Source organism: Tepidiforma thermophila, from assembly GCF_002563855.1.
In the GTDB taxonomy this organism is placed as follows: domain Bacteria; phylum Chloroflexota; class Dehalococcoidia; order Tepidiformales; family Tepidiformaceae; genus Tepidiforma; species Tepidiforma thermophila.
In genome coordinates this window covers 925,286-946,508 of sequence record NZ_PDJQ01000001.1, presented here as the reverse complement: position 1 = coordinate 946,508, position 21,223 = coordinate 925,286, and the positions used below count along the sequence as shown (strand labels likewise).

The 21,223-nt window shown below is 72.2% G+C and carries 21 protein-coding genes and 1 pseudogene; 7 read left to right on the top strand and 15 right to left on the bottom strand.

The annotated features are described in order from the left end of the window. Complete coding sequence (holA, locus tag A9A59_RS04505; RefSeq protein ID WP_098503141.1) at positions 1-1,116, top strand: DNA polymerase III subunit delta; 1,116 nt, start codon at positions 1-3, stop codon at positions 1,114-1,116. On the opposite strand, the gene A9A59_RS04500 is transcribed toward holA, so the two are convergent. Beyond that, positions 1,113-2,105, bottom strand: coding sequence for an ABC transporter ATP-binding protein (locus A9A59_RS04500; protein ID WP_098503140.1), 993 nt, complete (start codon positions 2,103-2,105; stop codon positions 1,113-1,115). The two genes, holA and A9A59_RS04500, sit on opposite strands and share 4 nt — an antisense overlap. A gap of 52 nt (positions 2,106-2,157) precedes the next feature. Then, on the bottom strand, positions 2,158-2,796 hold the full coding sequence (gene lexA, locus A9A59_RS04495; RefSeq protein WP_098503139.1) for a transcriptional repressor LexA: 639 nt from the start codon (positions 2,794-2,796) through the stop codon (positions 2,158-2,160). A 166-nt stretch (positions 2,797-2,962) separates the two neighbouring features. On the opposite strand from lexA, the gene A9A59_RS04490 reads away from it, so the two are divergent. Then, positions 2,963-3,646 carry a PIG-L deacetylase family protein gene (locus tag A9A59_RS04490; protein ID WP_098503138.1) on the top strand — a complete coding sequence of 228 codons (684 nt, stop codon included), beginning with the start codon at positions 2,963-2,965 and terminating at the stop codon, positions 3,644-3,646. Between the two features lie 6 nt (positions 3,647-3,652). Here A9A59_RS04490 and A9A59_RS04485 read toward each other — a convergent pair whose 3' ends face one another. The 8 genes from A9A59_RS04485 to A9A59_RS04450 all read right to left on the bottom strand — a co-directional run bounded on the left by A9A59_RS04485 (position 3,653) and on the right by A9A59_RS04450 (position 12,208). After that, positions 3,653-4,390 carry an anti-sigma factor gene (locus A9A59_RS04485; protein ID WP_098503137.1) on the bottom strand — a complete coding sequence of 246 codons (738 nt, stop codon included), beginning with the start codon at positions 4,388-4,390 and terminating at the stop codon, positions 3,653-3,655. Further along, a complete protein-coding gene (locus A9A59_RS04480; protein ID WP_098503136.1) occupies positions 4,387-4,947 on the bottom strand; it encodes an RNA polymerase sigma factor in 561 nt (186 codons plus the stop codon). The genes A9A59_RS04485 and A9A59_RS04480 overlap by 4 nt, the downstream gene beginning before the upstream one ends. 45 nt (positions 4,948-4,992) lie before the next feature. Further along, on the bottom strand, positions 4,993-6,288 hold the full coding sequence (locus A9A59_RS04475) for a DnaA ATPase domain-containing protein (RefSeq protein ID WP_133117507.1): 1,296 nt from the start codon (positions 6,286-6,288) through the stop codon (positions 4,993-4,995). A gap of 355 nt (positions 6,289-6,643) precedes the next feature. Then, positions 6,644-8,644, bottom strand: coding sequence for a PhoX family protein (locus A9A59_RS04470; protein WP_278286790.1), 2,001 nt, complete (start codon positions 8,642-8,644; stop codon positions 6,644-6,646). Between the two features lie 112 nt (positions 8,645-8,756). Next, positions 8,757-9,494 carry an ABC transporter permease gene (locus A9A59_RS04465; RefSeq protein WP_165772495.1) on the bottom strand — a complete coding sequence of 246 codons (738 nt, stop codon included), beginning with the start codon at positions 9,492-9,494 and terminating at the stop codon, positions 8,757-8,759. After that, positions 9,491-10,417, bottom strand: a complete 927-nt coding sequence (locus A9A59_RS04460) for an ABC transporter ATP-binding protein (protein ID WP_098503134.1) — start codon at positions 10,415-10,417, stop codon at positions 9,491-9,493. The genes A9A59_RS04465 and A9A59_RS04460 overlap by 4 nt, the downstream gene beginning before the upstream one ends. After that, positions 10,414-11,301 (bottom strand): hypothetical protein, encoded by an 888-nt coding sequence (locus tag A9A59_RS04455; protein WP_098503133.1) that lies wholly within the window; start codon positions 11,299-11,301, stop codon positions 10,414-10,416. The genes A9A59_RS04460 and A9A59_RS04455 overlap by 4 nt, the downstream gene beginning before the upstream one ends. Next, on the bottom strand, positions 11,288-12,208 hold the full coding sequence (locus tag A9A59_RS04450) for an ABC transporter ATP-binding protein (protein ID WP_278286789.1): 921 nt from the start codon (positions 12,206-12,208) through the stop codon (positions 11,288-11,290). The genes A9A59_RS04455 and A9A59_RS04450 overlap by 14 nt, the downstream gene beginning before the upstream one ends. Before the next feature lie 279 nt (positions 12,209-12,487). Here A9A59_RS04450 and A9A59_RS14440 point away from each other — a divergent pair, with 279 nt between their 5' ends. From A9A59_RS14440 to A9A59_RS13995, 3 genes and pseudogenes are all read left to right on the top strand, one after another. Next, positions 12,488-13,144: a helix-turn-helix domain-containing protein gene (locus A9A59_RS14440; protein ID WP_106427061.1), complete on the top strand. Its 657-nt coding sequence runs from the start codon at positions 12,488-12,490 to the stop codon at positions 13,142-13,144. Beyond that, a pseudogene (locus tag A9A59_RS14435) lies at positions 13,128-13,475 on the top strand (DUF2851 family protein); the annotation flags it as partial. The gene A9A59_RS14440 and the pseudogene A9A59_RS14435, both read left to right, overlap by 17 nt. A gap of 398 nt (positions 13,476-13,873) precedes the next feature. Further along, entirely contained in the window at positions 13,874-14,290 is a 417-nt protein-coding gene (locus A9A59_RS13995) for a hypothetical protein (protein ID WP_165772379.1), read from the top strand. On the opposite strand, the gene A9A59_RS04435 is transcribed toward A9A59_RS13995, so the two are convergent. After that, a complete protein-coding gene (locus A9A59_RS04435; protein ID WP_098503129.1) occupies positions 14,239-14,916 on the bottom strand; it encodes a GNAT family N-acetyltransferase in 678 nt (225 codons plus the stop codon). The two genes, A9A59_RS13995 and A9A59_RS04435, sit on opposite strands and share 52 nt — an antisense overlap. A 325-nt stretch (positions 14,917-15,241) precedes the next feature. On the opposite strand from A9A59_RS04435, the gene queC reads away from it, so the two are divergent. Then, the gene (queC, locus tag A9A59_RS04425; protein WP_098503127.1) at positions 15,242-15,985 is read left to right on the top strand and encodes a 7-cyano-7-deazaguanine synthase QueC; all 744 of its coding nucleotides are present in this window, start codon (positions 15,242-15,244) and stop codon (positions 15,983-15,985) included. Beyond that, entirely contained in the window at positions 15,985-16,695 is a 711-nt protein-coding gene (locus A9A59_RS04420) for a 7-carboxy-7-deazaguanine synthase QueE (protein ID WP_098503126.1), read from the top strand. Before queC ends, A9A59_RS04420 begins: the two co-directional genes overlap by 1 nt. On the opposite strand, the gene A9A59_RS04415 is transcribed toward A9A59_RS04420, so the two are convergent. The 4 genes from A9A59_RS04415 to A9A59_RS04400 all read right to left on the bottom strand — a co-directional run bounded on the left by A9A59_RS04415 (position 16,692) and on the right by A9A59_RS04400 (position 21,214). Then, the gene (locus A9A59_RS04415; RefSeq protein ID WP_098503125.1) at positions 16,692-17,711 is read right to left on the bottom strand and encodes a cytochrome c oxidase assembly protein; all 1,020 of its coding nucleotides are present in this window, start codon (positions 17,709-17,711) and stop codon (positions 16,692-16,694) included. The genes A9A59_RS04420 and A9A59_RS04415 overlap by 4 nt on opposite strands. A gap of 154 nt (positions 17,712-17,865) precedes the next feature. After that, positions 17,866-19,419, bottom strand: coding sequence for an MFS transporter (locus A9A59_RS04410; RefSeq protein ID WP_098503124.1), 1,554 nt, complete (start codon positions 19,417-19,419; stop codon positions 17,866-17,868). A gap of 273 nt (positions 19,420-19,692) precedes the next feature. Then, positions 19,693-20,583 (bottom strand): pyridoxal 5'-phosphate synthase lyase subunit PdxS, encoded by an 891-nt coding sequence (gene pdxS, locus A9A59_RS04405; RefSeq protein WP_098503123.1) that lies wholly within the window; start codon positions 20,581-20,583, stop codon positions 19,693-19,695. A 124-nt stretch (positions 20,584-20,707) separates the two neighbouring features. Further along, positions 20,708-21,214, bottom strand: a complete 507-nt coding sequence (locus tag A9A59_RS04400; protein ID WP_098503122.1) for a hypothetical protein — start codon at positions 21,212-21,214, stop codon at positions 20,708-20,710. Between the last annotated feature and the right edge of the window lie 9 nt (positions 21,215-21,223).

Here is a 21,223-nt window from a genome sequence, read left to right as displayed (position 1 = left end):
GTGATCGTGCTGCTCTACGGGGGCGACGAGGCGGCGATCCGGCGGCGGCTGCGCGAATTGAAGGAGCAGGCCGACGGCGGGACGGGCATGCTCGCCCATAACTTCACAGAGGTCGACGGGCGGGATGCGAAGCCGGCCGATGTGGTGGGGCCGGCGATGGCGCCGCCGTTCCTGGCGCCGCTGCGTCTGGTCGTGGTGGAGAATCTGCTGGCGCGGTACGAGCCGCGGGGCGGGGCGCGGGGGCCGCGCGCACCTGGCGCCTGGGCGGAGCTGCCGACGCTGCTGGAAAAGGTGCCAGAGTCGTCGGCGGTGGTGTTCGTCGGGCGGCCGTTCCTTGCCGAGCAGCAGATGCGGCAGGTGACGGATGCGAACCCGCTGGTGCAGCTGCTGAAGAAGGTGCCGGGTGTGACAGTGGAGCACTACCCGGCGCTCACGAAGCAGCAGGACCGGGTGCGGTATATCCGCGAGGAGGCGAGCATCCGGGGGATCCGGTTCCGGAGCGGCGCGCCGGCGCGGGAGGAGCTGGAGCCCGGGGAGGAACCGCCGCCGGAGACGGACCCGGTGGCGTACCTGGCGAATACGCTGGGCGGGAACACGCTGCTGATTGCGAACGAGCTGGATAAGCTGGCGCTCTGGGCGATGGGGCGGGAGGTTTCGGTGCTGGATGTGATGCGGGTGTGCGCGGGCGAGCGGGAGCCGGACCACTTCCGGATGGTGGATGCGCTGATGGACGGCGACCTGGGGACGGCGCTCGACCTGCTGCGGCGGCGGCTGGCGCTGGGGGAGTCGCAGCAGGGGATTCTCGGGGCGGTGTTCGAGCGGTACCGGTCGCTGGGGGCGCTGGCCGCGCTGCTGGAGGAGGGGGCGAGCGAAGAGGAGATCGACCGGCAGCTGGGGAATGTGGCGAGGTATCAGAACCTGAAGCAGGCGGCTGTGCAGCGGGCGCGAAGGCACGGCACGGCGGCGGTGCGGGAGGCGTTCGCCATCCTGGCGGAGGCGGACCGGGCGCACAAGAGGAACGAGATGGACGACGACGTGGCGCTGGAGGTGGCGTTCGGACGGCTGGCGCGGCTGGCGCCGGTGCGGGGCCCGCTCGCGGGCGGGAAACGGAGTTAGTCGGCCGGGGCGCCCTGCCAGATGGGGTTGTAGCAGGCGACGCGGCGGTCGCCGTCCCCGGCAGGCTCGAGGGACGGGGGCGACGCTTCGCGGCACCGGCTGAGGGCTTTGCCGCAGCGGGGAAGGAAGGGGCAGCGGGCGGCGGGGGCGGTCATTTCGGGCGGACTGCCGGGGATCTGGTGGAGGTGCGCCCGCACGCCGTCGACGCGGGGGAGGGTGGCGAGGAGGCCATGGCTGTAGGGGTGGAGCGGGCTGCGCAGGATGGCGCGGACGGGGCCTTCTTCGACGATGCGGCCGGCGTACATGACGGCGACGCGGTCGGCGACCTGGGCGACGACGCCGAAGTCGTGGGTTACGAGGAGGACGGCGGTGCCGCGTTCGGCGCGGAGGCGTTCGAGCTGGTAGAGGATCTGGGCCTGGACGGTGACATCGAGGGCGCTGGTGGGCTCATCGGCGATGAGGAGCTGCGGGTCGAGGGCGGTGGCGATGCCGATCATGACGCGCTGGCACATGCCGCCGGAGAGCTGGAAGGGGTAGGAGCGGGCGATGCGCTCGGGCTCGGCGAGGCCGACGCGGTAGAGGAGGTCGATGGCACGTCGGCGGGCTTCTTTGCGGCCGAGGTCGAGGTGGCTGGTGAGGATTTCGGCGACCTGGCTGCCGATATCGATGACGGGGTTCAGGCCGGCGACGGGGTCCTGGAAAATCATGGCGATGCGGCGGCCGCGGTAGCCGCGGAGTTCGGCATCGGGGAGGGCGAGGAGGTCGGTGCCGCCGAGGGTGATGGCGCCGGCGGTGATGGCGGCTTCGGCCGGGAGGAGGCGGGGGACGGCGAGGCCGACGGTGGATTTGCCGGAGCCGGATTCGCCGACGATGGCGAGGAGCTCGCCGGGCTGGAGGGAGAAGGAGACGCCGGAGACGGCGTAGACGGTGGCATCGCGGGCGCGGTATTCGACGGAGAGGCCGCGCACCTCGAGGAGCGGTTGGGCCATGGGCTCCTGCCGGCAGCCGAGGGTCCCCCGGCGGGTGATAGTTGGGGACAGTCTAATCGCTCGGCCGGAAGGAGGAGATGAAGCGGCCCTGGATTTCGACGTTCTCGGGGGTGGTGTAGATGGGCTCCATGGTGCTGTTGGCGGGCTGAAGGCGGATGCGGCCGTTTTCGCGGTAGATGCGCTTGAGGGTGACTTCGCCGCGGTCCTTGAGCCAGACGGCGACGCGGTCGCCGTCGTCGGCGGTGCGGACGGGTTCGAGGAAGACGATATCGCCGTCGTCGATGAGGTCTTCGATCATGGATGTGCCGCGGACGCGGAGGGCGAAGACGTTGGTGCGGCCGCGGACCATATCTTCGGTGACGGCGAGGATCTCTTCGGCGTCGGCGGCCCAGCGGTCGGAGGTTGGGACGGGGATGGGCTGGCCGGCGGCGATGGTGCCGAGGAGGGGGACCTCGACGATGCGGGGGCGCCGGCCGCGGGCGCCGAGGAGTTCGATGCCGCGGGAGATTTCGCGGTCGCGGCGGATGTAGCCTTTTTCTTCGAGCTTGCGGAGGTTGTAGTCGACGACGGAGGTGCTGGAGATGCCGCAGCCCTCCTGGATGTCGCGGATGGAGGGCGGGTAATCGTGCTCCTCGATGAAGGCGCGGAGGAAGTCGAGGATCTGCTGCTGGCGGGGTGAGAGGGTGTTCATGGGCGGCCGTCCGAACGGATGTTCGCGGGAACGGTAACAAAGTGCAGGGTTTATCGTCAATCGTGTTCGGAACACGAGGCGGGAGCGGCCCGGCGGTTCGCGCGGGGCGGGATGAGCTGCGACGATCGGAGGGGGCCGTTCAGCGGATGCCCGGTGGAGGGATGCGATGCCGACAGCGCTGGTGATTGCGGCGCACCCGGATGACGGGGAGCTGGGGTGCGGCGGGTATGTGCTCCAGCTGGTGGAGGCGGGGTGGACGGTGCACTGGGTGGTGACGACGAACGGGGCGAAGGGAACGGCAGACCGCGCGATGCCGCGGGAGCGGCTGATTGCGCTGCGGCGGGAGGAGCAGGCCGAGGCGTGCCGGCGGCTGGGGACGGAGCCGCCGCGGATGCTGGGGTACGAGGATGGGGAGCTGGCGTATTCGCGGGAGCTGGTGGGCGCGCTGGTGCGGGCGATCCGGGAGACCCGGCCGCTGCTGGTGCTGACGCACGACCCGACGGATTTCATCATTCGCGACCGGTTCATCAACCATGCGGACCACCGGGCGACGGGGGCAGCGGCGCTGGATGCGGTCTACCCGGCGGCGCGGGACCACCTGAACTTCCCGGAGCAGGTTGCCGAGGGGCTGGAGCCGTGGCGGGTGCGGGAGGTGCTGCTCTGGAATACGAACCAGCCGAACTTCGAGGTAGAGATCGGAGCGCAGCTGGAGCGGAAGGTGTGGGCGCTGGCCGCGCATGGTTCGCAGTTCGGGGAGACGGAGGCGCTGGCGCGGTTTGCGCAGGAGCGGTGGCGGACCGGCGAAGGGCGGTATGTGGAGCGGTTCCGGCGGGTGGTGCTGGACTTCTGAGCGGGCTCAGCGGCGGGCCGCGAGGGCGAAGGGGACAACAACCAGGGGCTCGGAGGTGGGGGCGGGGGCGCCGCCCTCGGCTTCGAGGGTGACGGCAAAGGCGGCGAAACGGCGGAGGTCGCCCCCTGGCGCGAGGACGAGCGGCCCGCCGGAGGCGAAGAGGCCGGCGGATTGCGGGGTGTCTCCGGCGATGAGCCAGGCCTGGTAGGTGCGGCCTGGCGGCGGTTGGGGGAGGCCATCGAGGACGGCGACGGCGAGGCCGGAGCGGGGTGCAAGGAGGACGCTGGCCTGGATGCCGGAGCTGCTGGTGGCGGCGGCGCGGAGCGTCTCGCCGCGGGCGGCGTCGGCGAGGAGGGCATCGCGGGCGGCGAGCGCGGCGGAGGGCTGTTCTTCCTGGCCGCCGCGGCCGACGAGCCAGCCGAGCCCGCCGCCGACGGCGAGCAGGAGAACGGCAGCTGCGATGCGAGCCGCCCAGGGCGAGGCGGGCAGCAGCCGGGGCCGGGCAGCGCGGGATGGCCTGCGACGGACCGCGGCGAGCACGGCGGCGCGGGTCTCCGGTGAGGGCCCGGGCGCATCGGCTGCGAGCGGGAGGAGGGCGGCGACACGGACGAGTTCGCCGTACTCCTCGGCGCAGGGCTGGCAGCCGGCAAGGTGGCGGCGGATGGCCTCGGCCTCGGACTCCGGGAGGACGCCGAGGGCGAGTTCGGGGAGGTATTCAGCGGGGTGGCCGGGCTGCTGGGTCATCGGCTGGGGTCTCCTGGGCGGAGGATGCCGGCGAGTTTGAGAAGGCCGAGCCGGAGACGACTGCGGATGGTGGGAGGGGGAACGCCGAGGAGGCGGCCGACCTCGTTGCTGGTGAGTCCATAGTAGTAGACGAGTTCGATGGCGCTGCGCTGCTCGCCGGGGAGGCTGGCGAGGGCAGCGCGGACGGCGGCGGCGTCGACCGCCTGCTCGGCGGCGAGGTCGGTGCGGTCGGCGCCAGGGAGGGGTGCGGCGTCGTCGATGGGGGCCGATGCGACGTTGCGCCGCCTCCGGCGGAGTTCATCGATGCAGAGGTTGCGGGTGATGGCGAGGAGCCAGCTGGAGACGCTGGCGCGGGACGGGTCGTAGCTGGCGGCGCTGCGCCAGGCGCGGAGAAAGGTCTCCTGGACGATTTCTTCGGCGTCGGGTTCGGAGCCGAGCATGCGGAGGGCGAAGCTGTAGCAGGGCCGGCTGTAGCGGTCGTAGAGACGGGCGAGGGCAGCGTCATCGCCGCGGGCTACGGCGCGGATGGCTGCGATGTCATCGGCGAGCGCCTGCACATCGGGATTCTACGAACGGCCCGGCGGAGCTGATCACCGGGTGGTTCAGGCGATGGCGCGCTGGCGGAGGGCGGGGTGCTCCTCGAGGAGGGCGAGGCCCTTCCGGGAGAGTGCGCTGACGGTGCTCTTATCGCGGCCGCCGAGGAGGGCGCCGACCTGGGTGAGGCTGAGGCCGTGCTCCTGGAGGAGGGCAGCGGCGACGGCGCGGGCTTCGCCGACGCGGGCACCGCGGGCGCGGCCGGCCAGGTCGCCGGTTTCGACGCCGAAGTAGCGGGCGACCCGTTCGAGGAGCTCGGCGGTCGGCTCGGCGCCGGCGGCTTCGGCGATGGCGACGCGGGCGATTTCGGCATCGAGGCGGGCGAGGTCGAGCCGGCCGACGCGCTGGAGGGCGATGGCCTGGTTGACGGCGCCGAGGAGGAGGCGGACGGAGGGGGCGCGGCAGCTGGCGAGGCGCTGGACGGCCCAGGCGGGGAGGGCGATGCGGTGGCGGCGGGCGACGCGTTCGATGAAGGCGCGGCGGGCGTCGTCGTCGAACGGTTCGACGCGGGTGACGATGCCCTGGGCGAGGCGGGAGGAGAGGCGGTCGAGGAGGTCGAGGTCGAAGGGGTGGCGCTCGGAGGCGACGGCGACGTGGCCGCCGCGGTGCATGACGGCATCGAGGGCGGAGGCAAACTCTTCCTGGGTGGCGCGGCGGCCGGCGAGCTGCTGGAGGTCGTCGAGGAGGAGGAGGTCGACTTCGCGGATGGCGGCGTGGAAGTCGCCCTGGCGGCTGGTGCGGACGCCTTCGACGAAGCGGGCGGTGAAGGCTGCGGCATCGAAGCAGGCGACGCGACGCCCGAGGCGGCTGGCGAGGCAGGCGGCGGCGTGGAGGAGATGGGTTTTGCCAAGGCCGGGTGGGCCGTAGAGGACGACGGGCGAGGGGGCGCCGGGGACGGCTTCGGCGAGGTCGCGGATGGCGTGGAGGGCGAGGAGGTTGCCCTCGGAGGGCTGGTATTCGTCGAAGGTGTAGCGGCAGTTGACGGTGCCGAGGATTTCGCCGGCGGGGCGGGCGGCTGCGGGGTCGATGCCGGGGCCGACGATGGTGACGGCGACGTCGCCGAAGACCTGGGCAACGGCGCGTTCGATGACGGGCCGGAGGCGGGTATCGAGCCAGTCGCGGGCGATGTCGTTGGGGGTTTCGATGGCGAGGGTGGCGCCGTCGAAGGAGCGGGGGCGGGCGCCCTTGAGCCAGGTGGCGAAGGTGTGCGGGTTGAGCTGGACCTCGAGGCAGCCGAGGACGGCGCGCCACGAGCGGGCGAGGTGGCGGGGTTCGCTGCTCGCACTGGCGGGTTCCAACGGCACACACACTCCTTCCTCCCGCCGCGGGGCGGGCGATTCGCGAGGGGGTTGGGTGATGGACTGGGCGGCACCGGGGCCGTTCCCCCGGGGTTTGCCGGGTGGGCAGGGCCGAAGAGTACGCCGGGGGCGGCCGGCCGTTCAACGCTCTTATGTCGAAGCTGCGGGAGGCTGGAGGAAGGATTTACGCGGGGCGGGGTTTATGTGCGCCGGGGCGATTCGCGCCCAGCATGGGGGGCAACAGGCAAGGGGCGCGGCGTGAGGCCGCCGATTTTTTGCACGATGACGGTTTTGGATAGGCAGGACGGGAACGGGGGCGCCCGGGTGGGCGCCCCCGCGGTGTCCCGTTCCGGCGGCTGGCTCAGGAGCCGATGGTGCCGCCGTCCTCCTTGCGGATGAAGATGACCGCCGGCCGAGGCTCCTTGCCGTCGGGGAAGCGGCTGGAGGCGTTCTCGAGGGTGGTGCCTTCGGCGGGGTGCTGGATGGAGACGAAGAGGGTGTCGTCGTTATCGGAGAAGATGAGGCTGGCGCATTCGGCGCCGGGGACGGCGGAGAGGAACTGGCGGTTGTAGCCGCGCTCGGGGCCGCTGACGGGGACGGCGTAGACGCCGTCGTTCTTCTTGAAGGAGCTGGTCTGCCCGTCGGTGGAGATCCAGAGGTTGCCGCGGCGGTCGAAGGTGATGTTGTCGGGGCTGGAGATGGGGCTGACGAGGGACTGGTCGAAGCCGGCGAAGTAGGTGCCCTTATCCTTGGCGGGGTCGCCGCAGATCATGAGGAACCGCCAGCGGAAGGTGGCGGCGGCGTGGTCGCCGTCGGGGATGATTTCGATGATGTGGCCGTGGCGGTTTTGGGGGCGGGGGTTAGCGGCATCGACGCCGGGCTTGCCGCTGGTGCCGCGCTGGGAGTTGTTGGTCATGACGGCATAGACGACGCCGCTCTGGGGATGGACTTCGATGTCCTCGGGGCGGTCCATCCTGGTGGCGCCGACGAGGTCGGCGGCGCGGCGGGTGTTGATGCAGACTTCGGCCTGGGTGGGGAAGCCGTTGGCGGCGGTGAGGGGACCCTGGCCAGCGACGAGGGGGAGCCAGCGGCCGGTGCCGTCGTCGTTGAACTTCGCGACGAAGAGGGTGCCGCTCTCCATGAGGCGCATGTTGGCCTCGCGGTTGTTCGGATCGTAGCGGCCGTCGCTGACGAAGCGGTAGACGTACTCGAAGCGCTCGTCATCGCCCATGTAGACGACGGCGCGGCCGTCTTTGGCGATGACGGTGGAGGTGGCTTCGTGCTTGAAGCGGCCGAGGGCGGTGTGCTTGCGGGGCAGGGAGCCGGGGTCGAGGGGGTCGAACTCGACGACCCAGCCGAAGCGGAAGCCTTCGTTCGGCTCCTGGGCGAGGTCGAACCGCTTGTGGTAGCGCTCCCACTTCCGCTCGCTGGCGCCGCCGGGGAAGCCGTACCGCTTGTGGACGGCCTGCTTCTCCTTGTCGGCGACCTTGTCGTTGTTCGCGAAGTACTGGTGGAAGTTCTCTTCGCAGGTCATCACGGTGCCCCAGGGGGTGATGCCTGCGGCGCAGTTGTTGAGGGTGCCGAGGACGGTGTAGCCGGAGGGGTCTTCGCTGGTGCGCATCCAGGGGTGGCCGGCGGCGGGGCCGGTGAAGCGCATGGGGGTGGTGCCGGTAATGCGGCGGTTGTGCCAGGCACCGAGGGTGTACCGCCAGCCGCGGGTGGGGTGCCGCTCGATGTGGACAACGCTGACGCCGTGGGCCTGGAGCTCGACGTCGACCTGCTCTTTTGTCGGGTTCTTGTCGTCGTACCCGCGGAACATCAGCTCGGGGTTGGTGTACTCGTGGTTGGCGATGAGGAGGGCGCGGTTCGGGGCGAGGGGGATGAAGCCGAGGTAGTCGCAGTTGTAGCCGAACTGGCGGGCCTGCTTTTCGGCGGTCTGGGCGTCGATATCGAAGCCGGTGGCGGGCTCAAGGAAGAGGGGGTCTCCCCAGCGGATGAGGATTTCGCTCTTGTAGCCCGGCGGCACGATGATCCGGTCGGTGTCGTCGAGCCGGACGGGGGTGAAGGTGAGGCCGGAGCTGCTGCCGCCGGACTGGGCGCGGGCGGTTTCGGCGCCGAAGACGCCCTGGCGGCCGACGACGAGCATGCCGGCGGCGAGGGCGCCGAAACCGAGGAGGCGGCGGCGGGAGATGTAACGCCGGGCGACGTCGCCGAAGTAGTCGTTCCTGCTTTCGTTGGGCGCGGGATGGGCGCACTGGTTGCCGCAGCTCCAGCGGCAGGTCTGCGGATGGACGAAGCACTGGTTGGACCGGTAGTCGTCGACGAGGGGAAGGAGGTCGGACGGGTCGTGGTCCAGGGTCATGGGATGCTACCTCGCTGCGTGGGATGGTGTGCCGTGCGGGCCACGGGCCATCGTTTCCCGGCGAGGTAAAGGGACGTTGAACAGACGTTGAACGCCCGGTTAGCGGGGCAGGTCAGGAGGGTTCGCCGACCTCCCAGCGCTCGAGGCGGCGGACGGCGAGGAGGAGCATGCCGGCGGCGACGGCGGCACCAAGGAGGATGGCGGGGAGGGGTTCGAGGCGGGGCTGGTAGACGGCGGGCGGGAGGTCGAAGAAGGCGCCGGCGATGCCGGCGGTATACTGGCGGATGGAGAGGAAGCGGATACCGCCGAAGAGCCCGGAGAGGGCGCCCTCCCAGAGGAAGACGTAGAGGAGGCCGGCCACGAGGGCGCGGCCGGTGGCGATGCTGAGCCAGGTGAAGGCGGCAGTGTAGACGAAGGCGCCGGCGACGACGGCGACGGCGAAACCGAGGACGATGCCGGGGTCGCCGCCCTGGAGGGCGAGGGCTCCGGCAAGGGCGGCGGAGGGGAGGAGGAGGGCGGCGGCGGCGAGCCAGGCGACCACGAGGCGGGCCAGGACGATGGCACGGCGGGGGACCGGGGTGGCGAGGAGGTAGATGAGGGTGCCGTCTTCGGCGTCCTGGCCGAAGGCGCCGGTGGCGAAGACGAGGGTGACGAGGGGGAGGATGGTGGTCGTGACGATGCCGCCGAGGAGTCCGCGGGCGGTGAACCGTTCAGGGTCGGCGTCTTCCGGGGCGGCGAACCGGAAGAGGAGGGCGATGGCGACGGGGACGAGGGCGAGGAGGGCGACGGCGACGGTGCGGCGCTGGCCGAGGAGCTGGCGGACGGTCAGGCGGGCGATGTCGGGGTTCACCGGTGCACCAGGTAGCTGAAGACGGTTTCGAGCGATTCGTCGGTGGGGCGGACTTCGAAGAGGGTGACGCCGGCTTCGCGGGCGGCGCGGGGGAGGGCCCGTGCGGCGGCGAGCAGTTCGGCGGAGCGGACTTCGAGGCGGCCGTCTTCGAAGGCGATGCCGCGGATGGCGGGCTCGGCGAGGAGACGGGCGGCGAGGGCGCGGTCGTCGCTGGAGCGGACGGTGAAGGTATGGGGGCGGTCGGTCATGAGGGCGCGGATGCGGCGGAAGTCGCCCGAGGCGGCGAGGCGGCCGGCGACGATGACGAGGACGGTATCGGCGAGCCGCTCGACTTCTTCGAGGATGTGAGAGGAGTAGAGGATGGTCCGGCCCTCGGCGGCCATCCGGCGGAAGAGGTCCATGAGGTGGAGGCGCTGGCGGGGGTCGGCGCCGTTGAACGGCTCGTCGAGAACGAGGACCTGCGGGTCGTGGACGAGGGCAGCGGCGATCTTGATCCGCTGCTTCATCCCCTTGGAGTAGCCGCCGGCCTGCCGGGCGGCGTGGGGGCCCATCTCGACGAGGTCGATGGCGCGGGCGGCGGCGGCCGCGGGGTCGGGGAGGCCGTGGAGGCGGGCAGCGAGTTCGACCAGTTCGCGGCCGGTGAGGAAGCCGTAGACGGCTTCGCGCTCGGGGACGAGACCGACGCGGCGGTAGATGGCGGGGTTCCGCCAGGCGGGTTCGCCGAGGATGCGGACCTCGCCGGCTGAAGGGCGGAGTAAGCCGGCCATCATGTGGAGGAGGGTGGACTTGCCGGCGCCGTTGGGGCCGAGGAGGCCGGTGATGCCGGGGCCGACCTCGAAGGAAACGTCGTTGACGGCGACGACGTTCCCGTACCAGCGGGAGACGCCGCGGAGTTCGATGGCGGGGACGGTGGCGGCGGTCATGCCTGCACCCGCTGGAAGCGCCGGAGGAGGAGGGCGGCCGCCGCCGCTGCGTGGACGGCGGCGAGGAGGGGATAGGTGGCGATGGGGAGGCCGGCGCGGGCCTGGATCGCATCGGGGCCGGGGTCGCGGGCGAAGACGGCGAGGGCGACGCCGTAGAGGAGGTCGAAGGGGCTGAACCAGGCGGCGTAGCGGCCGGCCTGGCCGCCGATCTCGACGAGGATGTTCGCCAGGGGAAGGGTGACCAGGAACCAGGCGGCGATGCCGACGGTGGCGTAGGCCCGGCGGCCGGCCCAGGCGGCGATGGCGAGGGAACCGAGCCCGGCGACGGCGGCGATGGCGAGCCCTGCGGCGAGTGACCGGGGGAGTTCGCCCCAGTGGTCGGATACGTAGCCGGGGAGGTCGTCGCTGGCGAGGCCGTTGCCGATGACCAGGAGAAGGAGCGGGCCGAGGGTGAGGACGGCGAGGGCGGTGATGAAGGCGGCGGCTTTGGCGAGGGCGTAGTCGGCGCGGAGGAGGGGGCGGGAGAAGTAAAGGGCGAGGGTGCGGTAGCGGAGGTCGCGGCCGAACACTTCGGGGGCGACGCCGGCGCAGAACAGGGCCACGGGGACCTGGCTGTAGCCGAGGTAGTTCCAGGGGGCGATCACCTCGATGCGGCTGCCGAGGAGGGCCGCGACGCCGAGCTGGATGAGCGCGGGAATGAAGGCGAAGGCGGTGACGGTGAAGGGGACGATCTTCCCGCTCGTGCGGCGGCCGATGCCGAAGCAAGCGCGGAGGGTGAAGGTATAGAGGGCGAGGATAGCGGCCGGGCGGCCGAGGCGGGGGCCCTCGTAGGTGCGGTAGCCGAGGTCGTAGATGGCGCCGGCGCGGGGGTCAGCGGGCGGCATCGGCGGCCTCCAGTTCCGGGCGGAAGAGATCTTCGAGCGCCTGGCGGCGGCGTTCGAGGCGGACTATACCGCAGTCGAGCCCGGCGGCGGCGTCGCGGACGGCATCGAGGACGTGCTCGCCGGCGACGGGGAGGAGGAGGTACCGCCCGTCCCGTTCGACGCGGAGGCCGCGCCCGCGGAGGACGGCGACGAGGGCGTCGTCGTCGCCCTCGACCTCGACGAGGAGGGTGCCGGTGGCGGCGGTGAAATCGGCGAGCGGCCCCTGGCGGAGGAGGCGGCCGCCATCGATGACGACGACCTGGTCGCAGACGCGTTCGATTTCGCCGAGGAGGTGGGTCGCCATGACGATGGAGATGCCGAACTCGCGGCCGGTGCGGCGGACGAGGTCGAGCATGTCGTCGCGGCCGGCGGGGTCGAGGCCGTTGGTCGGCTCATCGAGGAAGAGGAGGCGGGGGTCGTGGACGAGCGCCTGGGCGAGCTTGACGCGCTGCTTCATGCCGGTGGAGTAGCTGCGGATCTCGCGGTACCGCTCTTCGAAGAGGCCGACGTGGCGGAGGGTCTCGGCGGTGCGCTCGCGGGCGGCGTCGCCGGGGAGGCCGGAGATGCGGGCCATGTGGGCGACGAACTCGGTGGCGGAGACGTCGCCAGGCAGGCAGTCGTGCTCGGGCATGTAGCCGACGAACTGGCGGAGCTCGGGCCCCCGGGTCGCGACATCGTAGCCAAGGACGCGGGCGGTGCCGCTGGTCGGCGGGAGGAGGCCGAGGAGGATGCGGAAGAGCGTGGACTTGCCGGCGCCGTTGGCGCCGACGAGGCCCGTGATGCCGGGCGGGATGGCGAGGTCGAGGGCATCGAGGGCGGTGACGGTGCCGAAGCGGCGGGTGAGCCCGGCGGTTTCGACGATGTGCACGGGGAGAGTGTAGAGCAGGAGGGGGGAGGGAGGAGGGAAGAGGGAGGAGGGAGCCCCGCCCGGCCCCCGCACCGCCCCGCCGAGGGAGGAGGGAGCCCTGTCCGCGCCGCTCCGCCGCCCTGAGGGAGGAGGGACGAGGGAGCCCCGCAGCCCGCACCTCCACCCCGCCAAGGGAGGAGGGAGCCCCTGTCCGCGCCGCTCCGCCGCCCTGAGGGAGGAGGGAGGAGGGAGCCCCGCAGCCCGCACCTCCACCCCGCCAAGGGAGGAGGGAGAAGGGAGGTGGGAGCTGGGAGAGCATCTCATCCCTCATCCCTCATCCCTCATCCCTCATCCCTCATCCCTCATCCCTCATCCCTCATCCCTCATCCCTCATCCCTCATCCCTCATCCCTCAGTGCGAGGTTTACACGGAATCGTGTACACTGCCCGCGTGGAAGAACGGGAACGCTATGAGGCCGGCGGGAGCACGGAGCGGGCGGCCGGGTGGACGCCGGAACGGGTCTCGGCGCTCCGCCGCCGGCTGGGGCTGACCCAGGCGGAGTTCGCCCGGCGGCTCGGGGTGCGCCAGCAGACGGTTTCGGAGTGGGAGACGGGGCTCCACCGGCCGCGCGGGGCGAGCACAACGCTGCTCCGGATGCTGGCCGAGGAGGCTGGGAGGTGGGAGGAGGGAGCCCCGGCACAACCTCCCGGCCCCGCCGAGGGAGGAGGGAGCCGGGAGCCGGGAGCTGGGAGCTGGAGGGGAGGGAGGGGGGAGCCCCAGCCCCGCGTCCCAACCCCGCCGAGGGAGGAGGGATCTGGGAGGAGGGATCTGGGAGGAGGGAGCGGGGAGCGGGGAGCGAGTGTGATGACGGCGCCGTTGGGTCAAGCTTCAAGCTCCAGGCTTCAGGCTCGGGAAAGGGCGATGAGGGCAGGGGAGGGGGATGATGGGCAGGGGTGAGGCGGTGCGGGCCCGGGGGACACGGCCCGGGCGGGACACGCTCCCCTTCCGGGACGAGGCGGAGCTCCAGGCGGCGTGGGGCCGCGGGCCGGCGGGGCCGCACCGGCTGGCGGACGGCCGCACGGCGCGCGTCGTGTTCCCCGGGGTGCCCGGCGACGGGACCGGGCCGGATTTCCGCGGCGCCATCGTGGAGGTCGAGGGGGATCTGCTGCGCGGTGACGTGGAGCTGCACCTGCGTCATTCGGGGTGGTTCGCGCACGGGCACGACCGCGACCCGGCCTACGCCGGCGTCGCCCTCCACGTGGTGGCGGAGAACGACCTGCCGCTCCGGGCGACGCCCCATGGGGGCGTGCGGCAGGTGCCGCTGCTCGTCCTCGCGCCGGCGCCGGCGGGGCCGCCGGGGGCGTTCGTCCCGCCGTGCGCATTCGCCCGGGCGGCCGGGCTCGACGTCGAGGGGACGCTGGCCCGGATGGGGACCCGGCGGCTGCGGATGAAAGCAAACCGCGCCGCGCTCCTCGCGGCAGCGCACGGATCCGGGGCAGCGCTCTTCGCCCTGGCAGCCGAGGCGCTGCTGGGGCCGGCGCACCGGGCGCTCGCACGGGCCGTGCAGGAGCGGCCCGGGCTCGCCGGGCTGCTCGAAGCGGCGGAGGGATACGACGGCGAGGAGCGGACGCTGGCGATGTCGGCGGCCCTCCGCGCGGCGGCCGGGCCGCTGTCCGCGGGGGACGGGTGCGCCCGGCGGCAGCGCCCGGTGCCCGGCTCGGGGCGCTCGGGGCGCTGGCCGCGCGGTGGTGGCCGGGGGGATCGGGCGGCGGCTGGCCGGCGATGCTCGCGCCGGGGTCGGGCTGGCAGGCCGCCCGGGCGCCGGGCATCGGGCGGGGCACAGCGGTCGAGGTGGCGGCGAACGCGGTCATCCCGGCGGCGCTCGGGACCGGGGCCTGGACGGAGGAGGCGGCGCTGGAAGCGTGGGCAGCGCTCCCCTCGCCGGGGACGTACGGGAAGCTTCGCCAGCTCGAGCGGTGGCTCGGGGGGCGGGACGGCCGGCCGTTCGGGTCGGCGGGCCGGCTCCAGGGCGGGCTCCTGCTCCAGGCCGACTACTGCGCCAGGGGATGCTGCGGGCGCTGCCCGCTCTCGCCGCCGGCCTGAGCGACGCGGAGGTCCATGGGGGCGCCGCGGGCGCGGCGGAACACGTAGGCGCGCACCTGCCAGCGGCCTTCGTAGAATCGGATGTGGCCGGCGAGGGGGGCGCGCTCCTGGTCGGTGACGCGCCAGAGCCGCTCGGCGATTTCGCGGTCGACCTGCCAGCGGGTTTCGACGATGCGGAAGCCGAGGGCGAGATAGGCGCGGTGGGCATGCGCGGCGAAGGTGTTCGACGTGAGGACGAAGTCGCGGCCGGGAAACTCCTGTTCGAGGGCGCGCATGAGGACCGCGAGCATCCGGCGGGCGACGCCGCGGCCCTGGTGCTCCGGGGGGACATGGACGGCCCAGAGGTAGAGCCCGGCGGGGTCTTCGAGGTTGACGGAGCAGCGTCCGACCGCGCGGCCGGCTTCGACGGCGACGTAGTGGCGGTGACGGCCGGGGGCGGTGTGCTCGGCGAGCGCGGCCGCGGCGCGGGCGGGGTCGCGGAGGTGGCCGAGGTCGAAGGCGTGGTAGGGGAAGCCGTATTCGCCCCAGTGGGCCATCTGGGCGACGAGGTCGGCGTCCCAGGGCCGGAGGGTGAGGCCTTCGCCTTCGAGCACCGGGACCGGGGCATGGGAGGGTTCCGCAGCCACGGGGGAAGTATAGGGAGGAGGGAGGAGGGAGGAGGGAGCCCCGCCGCCGGTGCCGCCGCCCCGGCCCCGCCGGGGGAGGAGGGAGGTGGGAGGTGGGAGGTGGGAGGTGGGAGCTGGGAGAGCTTCTCATCCCTCATCCCTCATCCCTCATCCCTCATCCCTCATCCCTCATCCCTCATCCCTCATCCCTCATCCCTCATCCCTCATCCCTCATCCCTCATCCCTCATCCCTCATCCCTCATCCCTCATCCCTCATCCCTCATCCCTCATCCCTCATCCCTCATCCCTCATCCCTCATCCCTCCCCGCGGTGGTAGGCTCGGGGTATGGCGAACGAACGGGCGCGGCTTGGGGTGGTGCTGCTCTCGGGCGGGCTGGACTCGACGACGGTGGCGGCGCATGCGGTGCGGGAGGGCGGGGAGGTGCGGGCGCTGAGCATCGCCTACGGGCAGCGGCATGCGCGGGAGCTGGCGGCGGCGCGGGCGGTCGCGGAGGCGCTGGGCATCCCGCTGGTGGAGGCGGACGCCGCGTTCTATGCCCGGCTGGCGGCGCACTCGGCCCTCACCAGCAGCGCCTTCGCGGTCCCGGCGGACCGGCCGGGGGAGGCGATGGCGGCCGAGGTGCCGATCACGTATGTGCCGCTGCGGAACACGTTCTTCGTGACGCTGGCGGCGGCTGCGCTCGAGAGCTGGCTGCTCGACCGGATCGAGGGCGGCGGCGCCGACCCGAAGGGACTCGAAGGCGTGATTTACGTGGGGGCGAACGCCATCGACTACTCGGGCTACCCGGACTGCCGGCCGGAGTTCTACCGGGCGATGGAGGAGGTGATCCGGCTGGGGAGCAAGGTGGGGTCGGCCTACGGGGTGCCGGTGCGGATCGCGGCGCCGATCATCCGGATGTCGAAGGCGGAGATTGTGCGGTACGGGCTGGAGCTGGGTGCGCCGCTGGGGCTGACGTGGAGCTGCTACCTCGGCGGGGAGCGGCCGTGCGGGAGCTGCGACGCGTGCCGGCTGCGCGCTGCGGGGTTCGCAGCCGCCGGCGCCCGGGACCCGGCGCTGGAGGCGGGCTGATGGAGCGGCTGATTGTTGCGCGGATGGCTGACGGGGGGCCGGAAATCTTCGCGTCCGTGCAGGGCGAAGGGGTTTCGATGGGCGTGCCGAGCACGTTTGTGCGGCTGGCGATTTGCAACCTCCGCTGCCGCTGGTGCGATACGGCGTACACGTGGGACTGGCAGCGGTTCGACCGGGCCGCTTCGACGATGGAGATCACGGAGGAGGAGGCGGCGGCGTCGGTGCGGGCGCTGCCGCCGCGGAACGTGGTCATCACCGGCGGGGAGCCGCTCCTGCAGCGGCGGCAGCTCGTACCCCTGGTCGAGGCGCTGCGGGCCGAGGGGTACCGGTTTGAGGTCGAGACGAACGGGACCGTGGGCCCGGGGCCGCTGGCGGAGCTGATCGACCAGTTCAATGTCTCGCCGAAGCTGGCCCACTCCGGCAACGAGGGACTGCGGCGGATTGCGCCCGCCGTGCTGCGCGAGTTCGCGGCGAGCGGGCGGGCGTGGTTCAAGTTCGTGGTGGCTGAGCCGGGGGACCTCGAGGAGGTGCGGGCGGTCTGTGCGGCGGGCGGCATTCCGCCGGAGCGGGTGGTGCTGATGCCGGAGGGCACGTCGGCGGCGGTGCTGACCGCGCGCGGGCGATGGCTGGCCGAGGCGTGCGCGCGGGAGGGGTACCGCTTCAGCACGCGGCTCCACATTCTGCTCTGGGGCGACCGGCGGGGCGTCTAAGGAGCGGAGGCGCGGGCCTTTTCGCGGGCCATGCGGGCATCGGCGCGCCTGGCTTCGCGTTCGTCGGCGCGGGCCCAGGCGGCAGCGGCGGCGATGACGGCGACCAGGCCGATGGCTTCCCCGGCGAGGAACATGATGGCGCCGCCGATCTGCTGGTCGAGGAGCGGGTCGGGCCCCCAGAGGCGCGGCTGCGCGGCGAGCTCTTCGTAGAGGACGCGGGAGGGTTCGTAGAAGAGGGAGCCGAGGAAGGCGTGGATGGGAACGAGGGCGAAGAGGTAGAAGATGCGGACCGGGTGGGGGAGGTTCCAGCGGGTGGGATTGCCGCCGATGACGGGCCACCAGTAGTGGATGCCGGCGAAGAGGAAGAGGGCGTAGCCGCCGAAGTGGAGCCAGTCGTTCGTGAACGAGCGCTCGAAGAGGGGGGTGATGTACCAGAGCACCGGCACGGCGGCGAAGAGGACGAGGCCGACGACCGGGTTGGTGAAGAGTTCGAACCAGCGGGCGTGGGTGAGGGGGTAGACCCAGCGCTCGCGGCGCCGGGGGCCGGCAGCGACGAGGAGGAGGGTCATCGGCGAACCCAGGAGGATGAGCGGCGGCGCGATGGTGATGAGGATGAAGTGCTGGATCATGTGGACGAAGAGGAAGACCCGGTCGTACCCGGCGAGGGGGCCGAAGACGGTGAGGATGACGAGTCCGATGCCGATGAGGAACGCGGCGAGCCGCCAGGCGGGGAAGAGGCGCCCGCGGCCGGCGGCGCGGACGTGCTGCCACAAGACGAGGTAGGCGGCGGCAGCGGAGAGGAGAAGGTAGACGGGCAGCGGCTCGAGGGCGAGGGTGAAGAGGACGTCCGGGAACTCGGGCGGGGGGACGTTATCGACGGCGCAGACGAAGACGAAGGCGACGCTGGCGGAGTTGCCGGCGCGGAGCCACCAGGTGAGGAGGAGGGCAGCAGCGAGGCCGGCAAACCAGGCGAGCGCGAACCGGCGCGGCGTGACGGCGGCGAGGCGCGCGGCCATGTCTCCAGTGTACGCGAGGAGCGGGATGGACGCCGGGAAGCGCGACGGGCGGCGGCTAACGACGAGCGATGCCCGCCGGGCTGGGCGGGCATCGTGAGGGCGACGGGCGGGCGCAGGACAATCGTGAGCGAGCAGGGCCCCCGGCAGGCGGCGATCAGGCGTTGCCGGCGGGGTCCGGCGCGGGCGTTGCAGCGGCAGGCGCGACCGGGGCCGGGGCCCGGCGGGGGCGGATCATCGCGGCAGCGGCGATGGCGAGGGTAGCGATCGCGAGGCCGGCGATGGCGAGGATGACGTAGGCGTCGACGATGCCGGCGGCAGTTGCAGACCCCGCGGGCTCCGTTTCGGCCGGCAGGAAGCGGGTTGCACGGTCGACAAGCCCCGGCACGGCCGACGGTTCGACGCCGGCTGCGGCGAGGCGTTCCGGCAGGCGGCTTTCGATGGTGCGAAGGTAGACAGCGCCGAAGATGGCGACCCCGGCCGAGGTGCCGATATTGCGGGCCATGGTGAGGGTTCCGGAGGCGAGCCCGGATTTCGCCAGCGGCAGGGAGCTCACCGCGGCGTAGGAGGTTGCGGAAATGACGAGGCCGATGCCGAGGCCGCGGAGGATGAACGATGGGAGGAGGCCGTCGAGGTACCGGCTGGAGGTATCGAGCTGAAGGAGGTAGAGGAACGAGCAGCCGACCGCGAACGAGCCGGCGATGATGATGAGCCGAATCCGGTGGCCAAGCTTCTGGCCGATGATGCCGGAGACTGGCATGAGCGCGGCAACGAGCGTGGTGGCGGGGAGGAAGGCGAGCCCGCCCTCGAGCGGGGTGAAGCCGAGGTAGTTCTGCATGAAAAGGCTGGCGTAGGGCTGCGAGCCGAAGACAGCGGCAGAGAAGAGGAAGGCCGAGACCGAGGCCATAACGAAGGGCCCGCTGCGGAACAGGGAGAGGTCGACGAGGGGATGCGCGACTGCTCGTTCGACGAGCGGGAAGAGGGCGAGGAGGACGGCCCCGGCGAGGAGGCTGCCGAGGATGACCGGGGAGGTCCAGCCGACTTCGTTGCCGCGGTTGACGGCCACGAGGACCAGCAGGAGCGCGGCCGACAGGACGGTGAGGCCGCGCCAGTCGACGGAGCGGGGCACGGAGGGGTCGCGGGAGGACGGCACCCAAAGGATGGCGAGGAGCACGGCGACCAGGCCGAGGGGGAGGTTGATGAGGAAGATCCAGCGCCACTGGTCGCCGACGACGAGGAGGCCGCCGAGGATGGGCCCGGCGATGAGGCCGAGGCCGGAGACGCCGCCCCAGATGCCGATGGCGAGGCCGCGCTGCTGGGGCGGGAAGGCGACGGTGATGATGGAGAGGGTGAGGGGCATCATCGTGGCGGCTGCGATGCCCTGGAGGATGCGGAAGGCGATGAGCTCGTCGATGCCGCGGGCGAGGCCGCAGAGCCCGGAAGTGATGACGAAGCCGATGAGGCCGACGAGGTAGACGCGGTCGCGGCCGTAGATGTCGCCGAGGCGGCCCATGGCGATAGGGAAGACGCCGGTCATGAGGACGTAGCCGGAGACGGTCCATTCGGTGGCGCTGAGGGAGGCGCCGAGGTCGCGGCCGATCGCCGGGAAGGCGACGTTCACGATAAAGGTGTCGACCATCAGCATGGCGAGGCCGACGCAGGTCGCGAGGAGGGTGAGCCATTTCGACGGCGGGCTGGAGCGGGGGGACATGATACCTCCTCGGGAGATCGGCGCGGCCGATCCGTTGCAATTTGCAACTTACTATAGAAACTTCAAAGGACGGCTGCAACGGTTCGCGCGAGGAAATTTCTCGCCCGGGCGGGCGGCTGCAGCGCTGCCCGCCGTTGCCGTCTGCCGCGGCGTGAACTGGAGGCCGAGGGGATCCGCCGGTCCCGGCGGGCGGCGGCTAACGACGCGCGATGCCCGCCGGGCTGGGCGGGCATCGTGAGGGCGACGGAGGCCGGAGAACCGGGGGCGGCGGGGCTACCAGCCGCGGGTGGCGAGCAGCTCCTTTTCGCCGAGGGAGGCGACGGAGATGCCGGGCATTGCCTTGCCCAGGCCGCGGCTGACCCGGGCGATGACCTCGGGGTCCTGGTAGTGGGTGGTGGCCTCGACGATTGCGCGGGCGAAGGCGGGCGGGTTTTCGGACTTGAAGATGCCGGAGCCGACGAAGACGCCGTCGGCGCCGAGGCGCATCATGAGCGCGGCATCGGCGGGCGTGGCGACGCCGCCAGCGGCGAAGTTGACGACCGGGAGGCGGCCTTCGCGCTTGACCTGCTGGACGAGCTCGAGCGGGGCGCCGAGCTCCTTTGCGGCGGTGTAGATCTCCTCGTCGGAGAGGGTAGTCAGGCGGCGGATTTCGTCCTGGACGGCGCGCATATGGCGGACGGCCTCGACGATGTCGCCGGTGCCGGCTTCGCCCTTGGTGCGGATCATGGCCGCGCCTTCGCCGATGCGGCGGAGGGCTTCGCCGAGGTTGCGGGCGCCGCAGACGAAGGGGACTTTGAACTGGTGCTTATCGATGTGGTGGGCTTCGTCGGCGGGGGTCAGGACCTCGGACTCGTCGATGTAGTCGACGCCAATCGCCTGGAGGACTTCGGCCTCGACGAAGTGGCCGATGCGGGCCTTGGCCATGACGGGGATGGTGACGGCCTCCATGATGCGGTAGATGATTTCGGGGTCGCTCATGCGGGCGACACCGCCGTCGCGGCGAATGTCGGCGGGGACGCGCTCGAGGGCCATGACGGCGCAGGCGCCGGCTTCTTCGGCGATTTTCGCCTGTTCGGGGGTGACGACATCCATGATGACGCCGCCCTTGAGCATCTGGGCGAGGCCGACTTTGACTGCCCACGTGCCGGTCTGTGCCTGGGACATGGTGATCCTCCGGGACGGGATGTGGTTCTGAGTGTAGGACGTCGGAAGCGCTGGCAGTAGGTCTGCGACGGGCGCGGGGCAGCACCCGGCGCGGGAGGATGTGAGCGGGGCGACAGGGGCGCGGTCAGCGGGCGGCGCGGAAGGCAAGCGAGGCGCGGAGCGCGGGCCACTCGCTCACCAGGATGGGCACGGGGCGGGTGCTGCGCCGGGGCCGAAGTGCGGCGCGCACGGCGACGGAGAGGAAGCCGCGGGTTTCGAAGGCGTAGCCGAGGAGGAGCAGGAGGGCCTCGGCGGCAGCGGGACCGGCGATGCGGGGTGCGCGCCAGGAGAGCCCGGCACGGCCGAGGAGAAGGCCGGCATCGGCCGCGCGGCCGGGATCGGCGCTGAGCCAGGCGAGCGCGGCGGGCAGCGCGGGGCGGAGGTGGACCACCCAGGCGGCGCAGCGGCCTGCTGCGAGGGCTGCGAGGGAGCCGGCGAGGGCGGCGGGGTCGGCGCCGCTGGCGCCCCGTTCGCTGGCGGCCAGGAAGAGGTCGCGCGCAGCGGGGTCGAGGGCGCCCGGGACGACCGGTTCGAACAGGACGTACCGGCCTTCGAGCCGGGGAGGAGCTGACGGCGCAGGTGGGACTGGCACGGGGAAGCT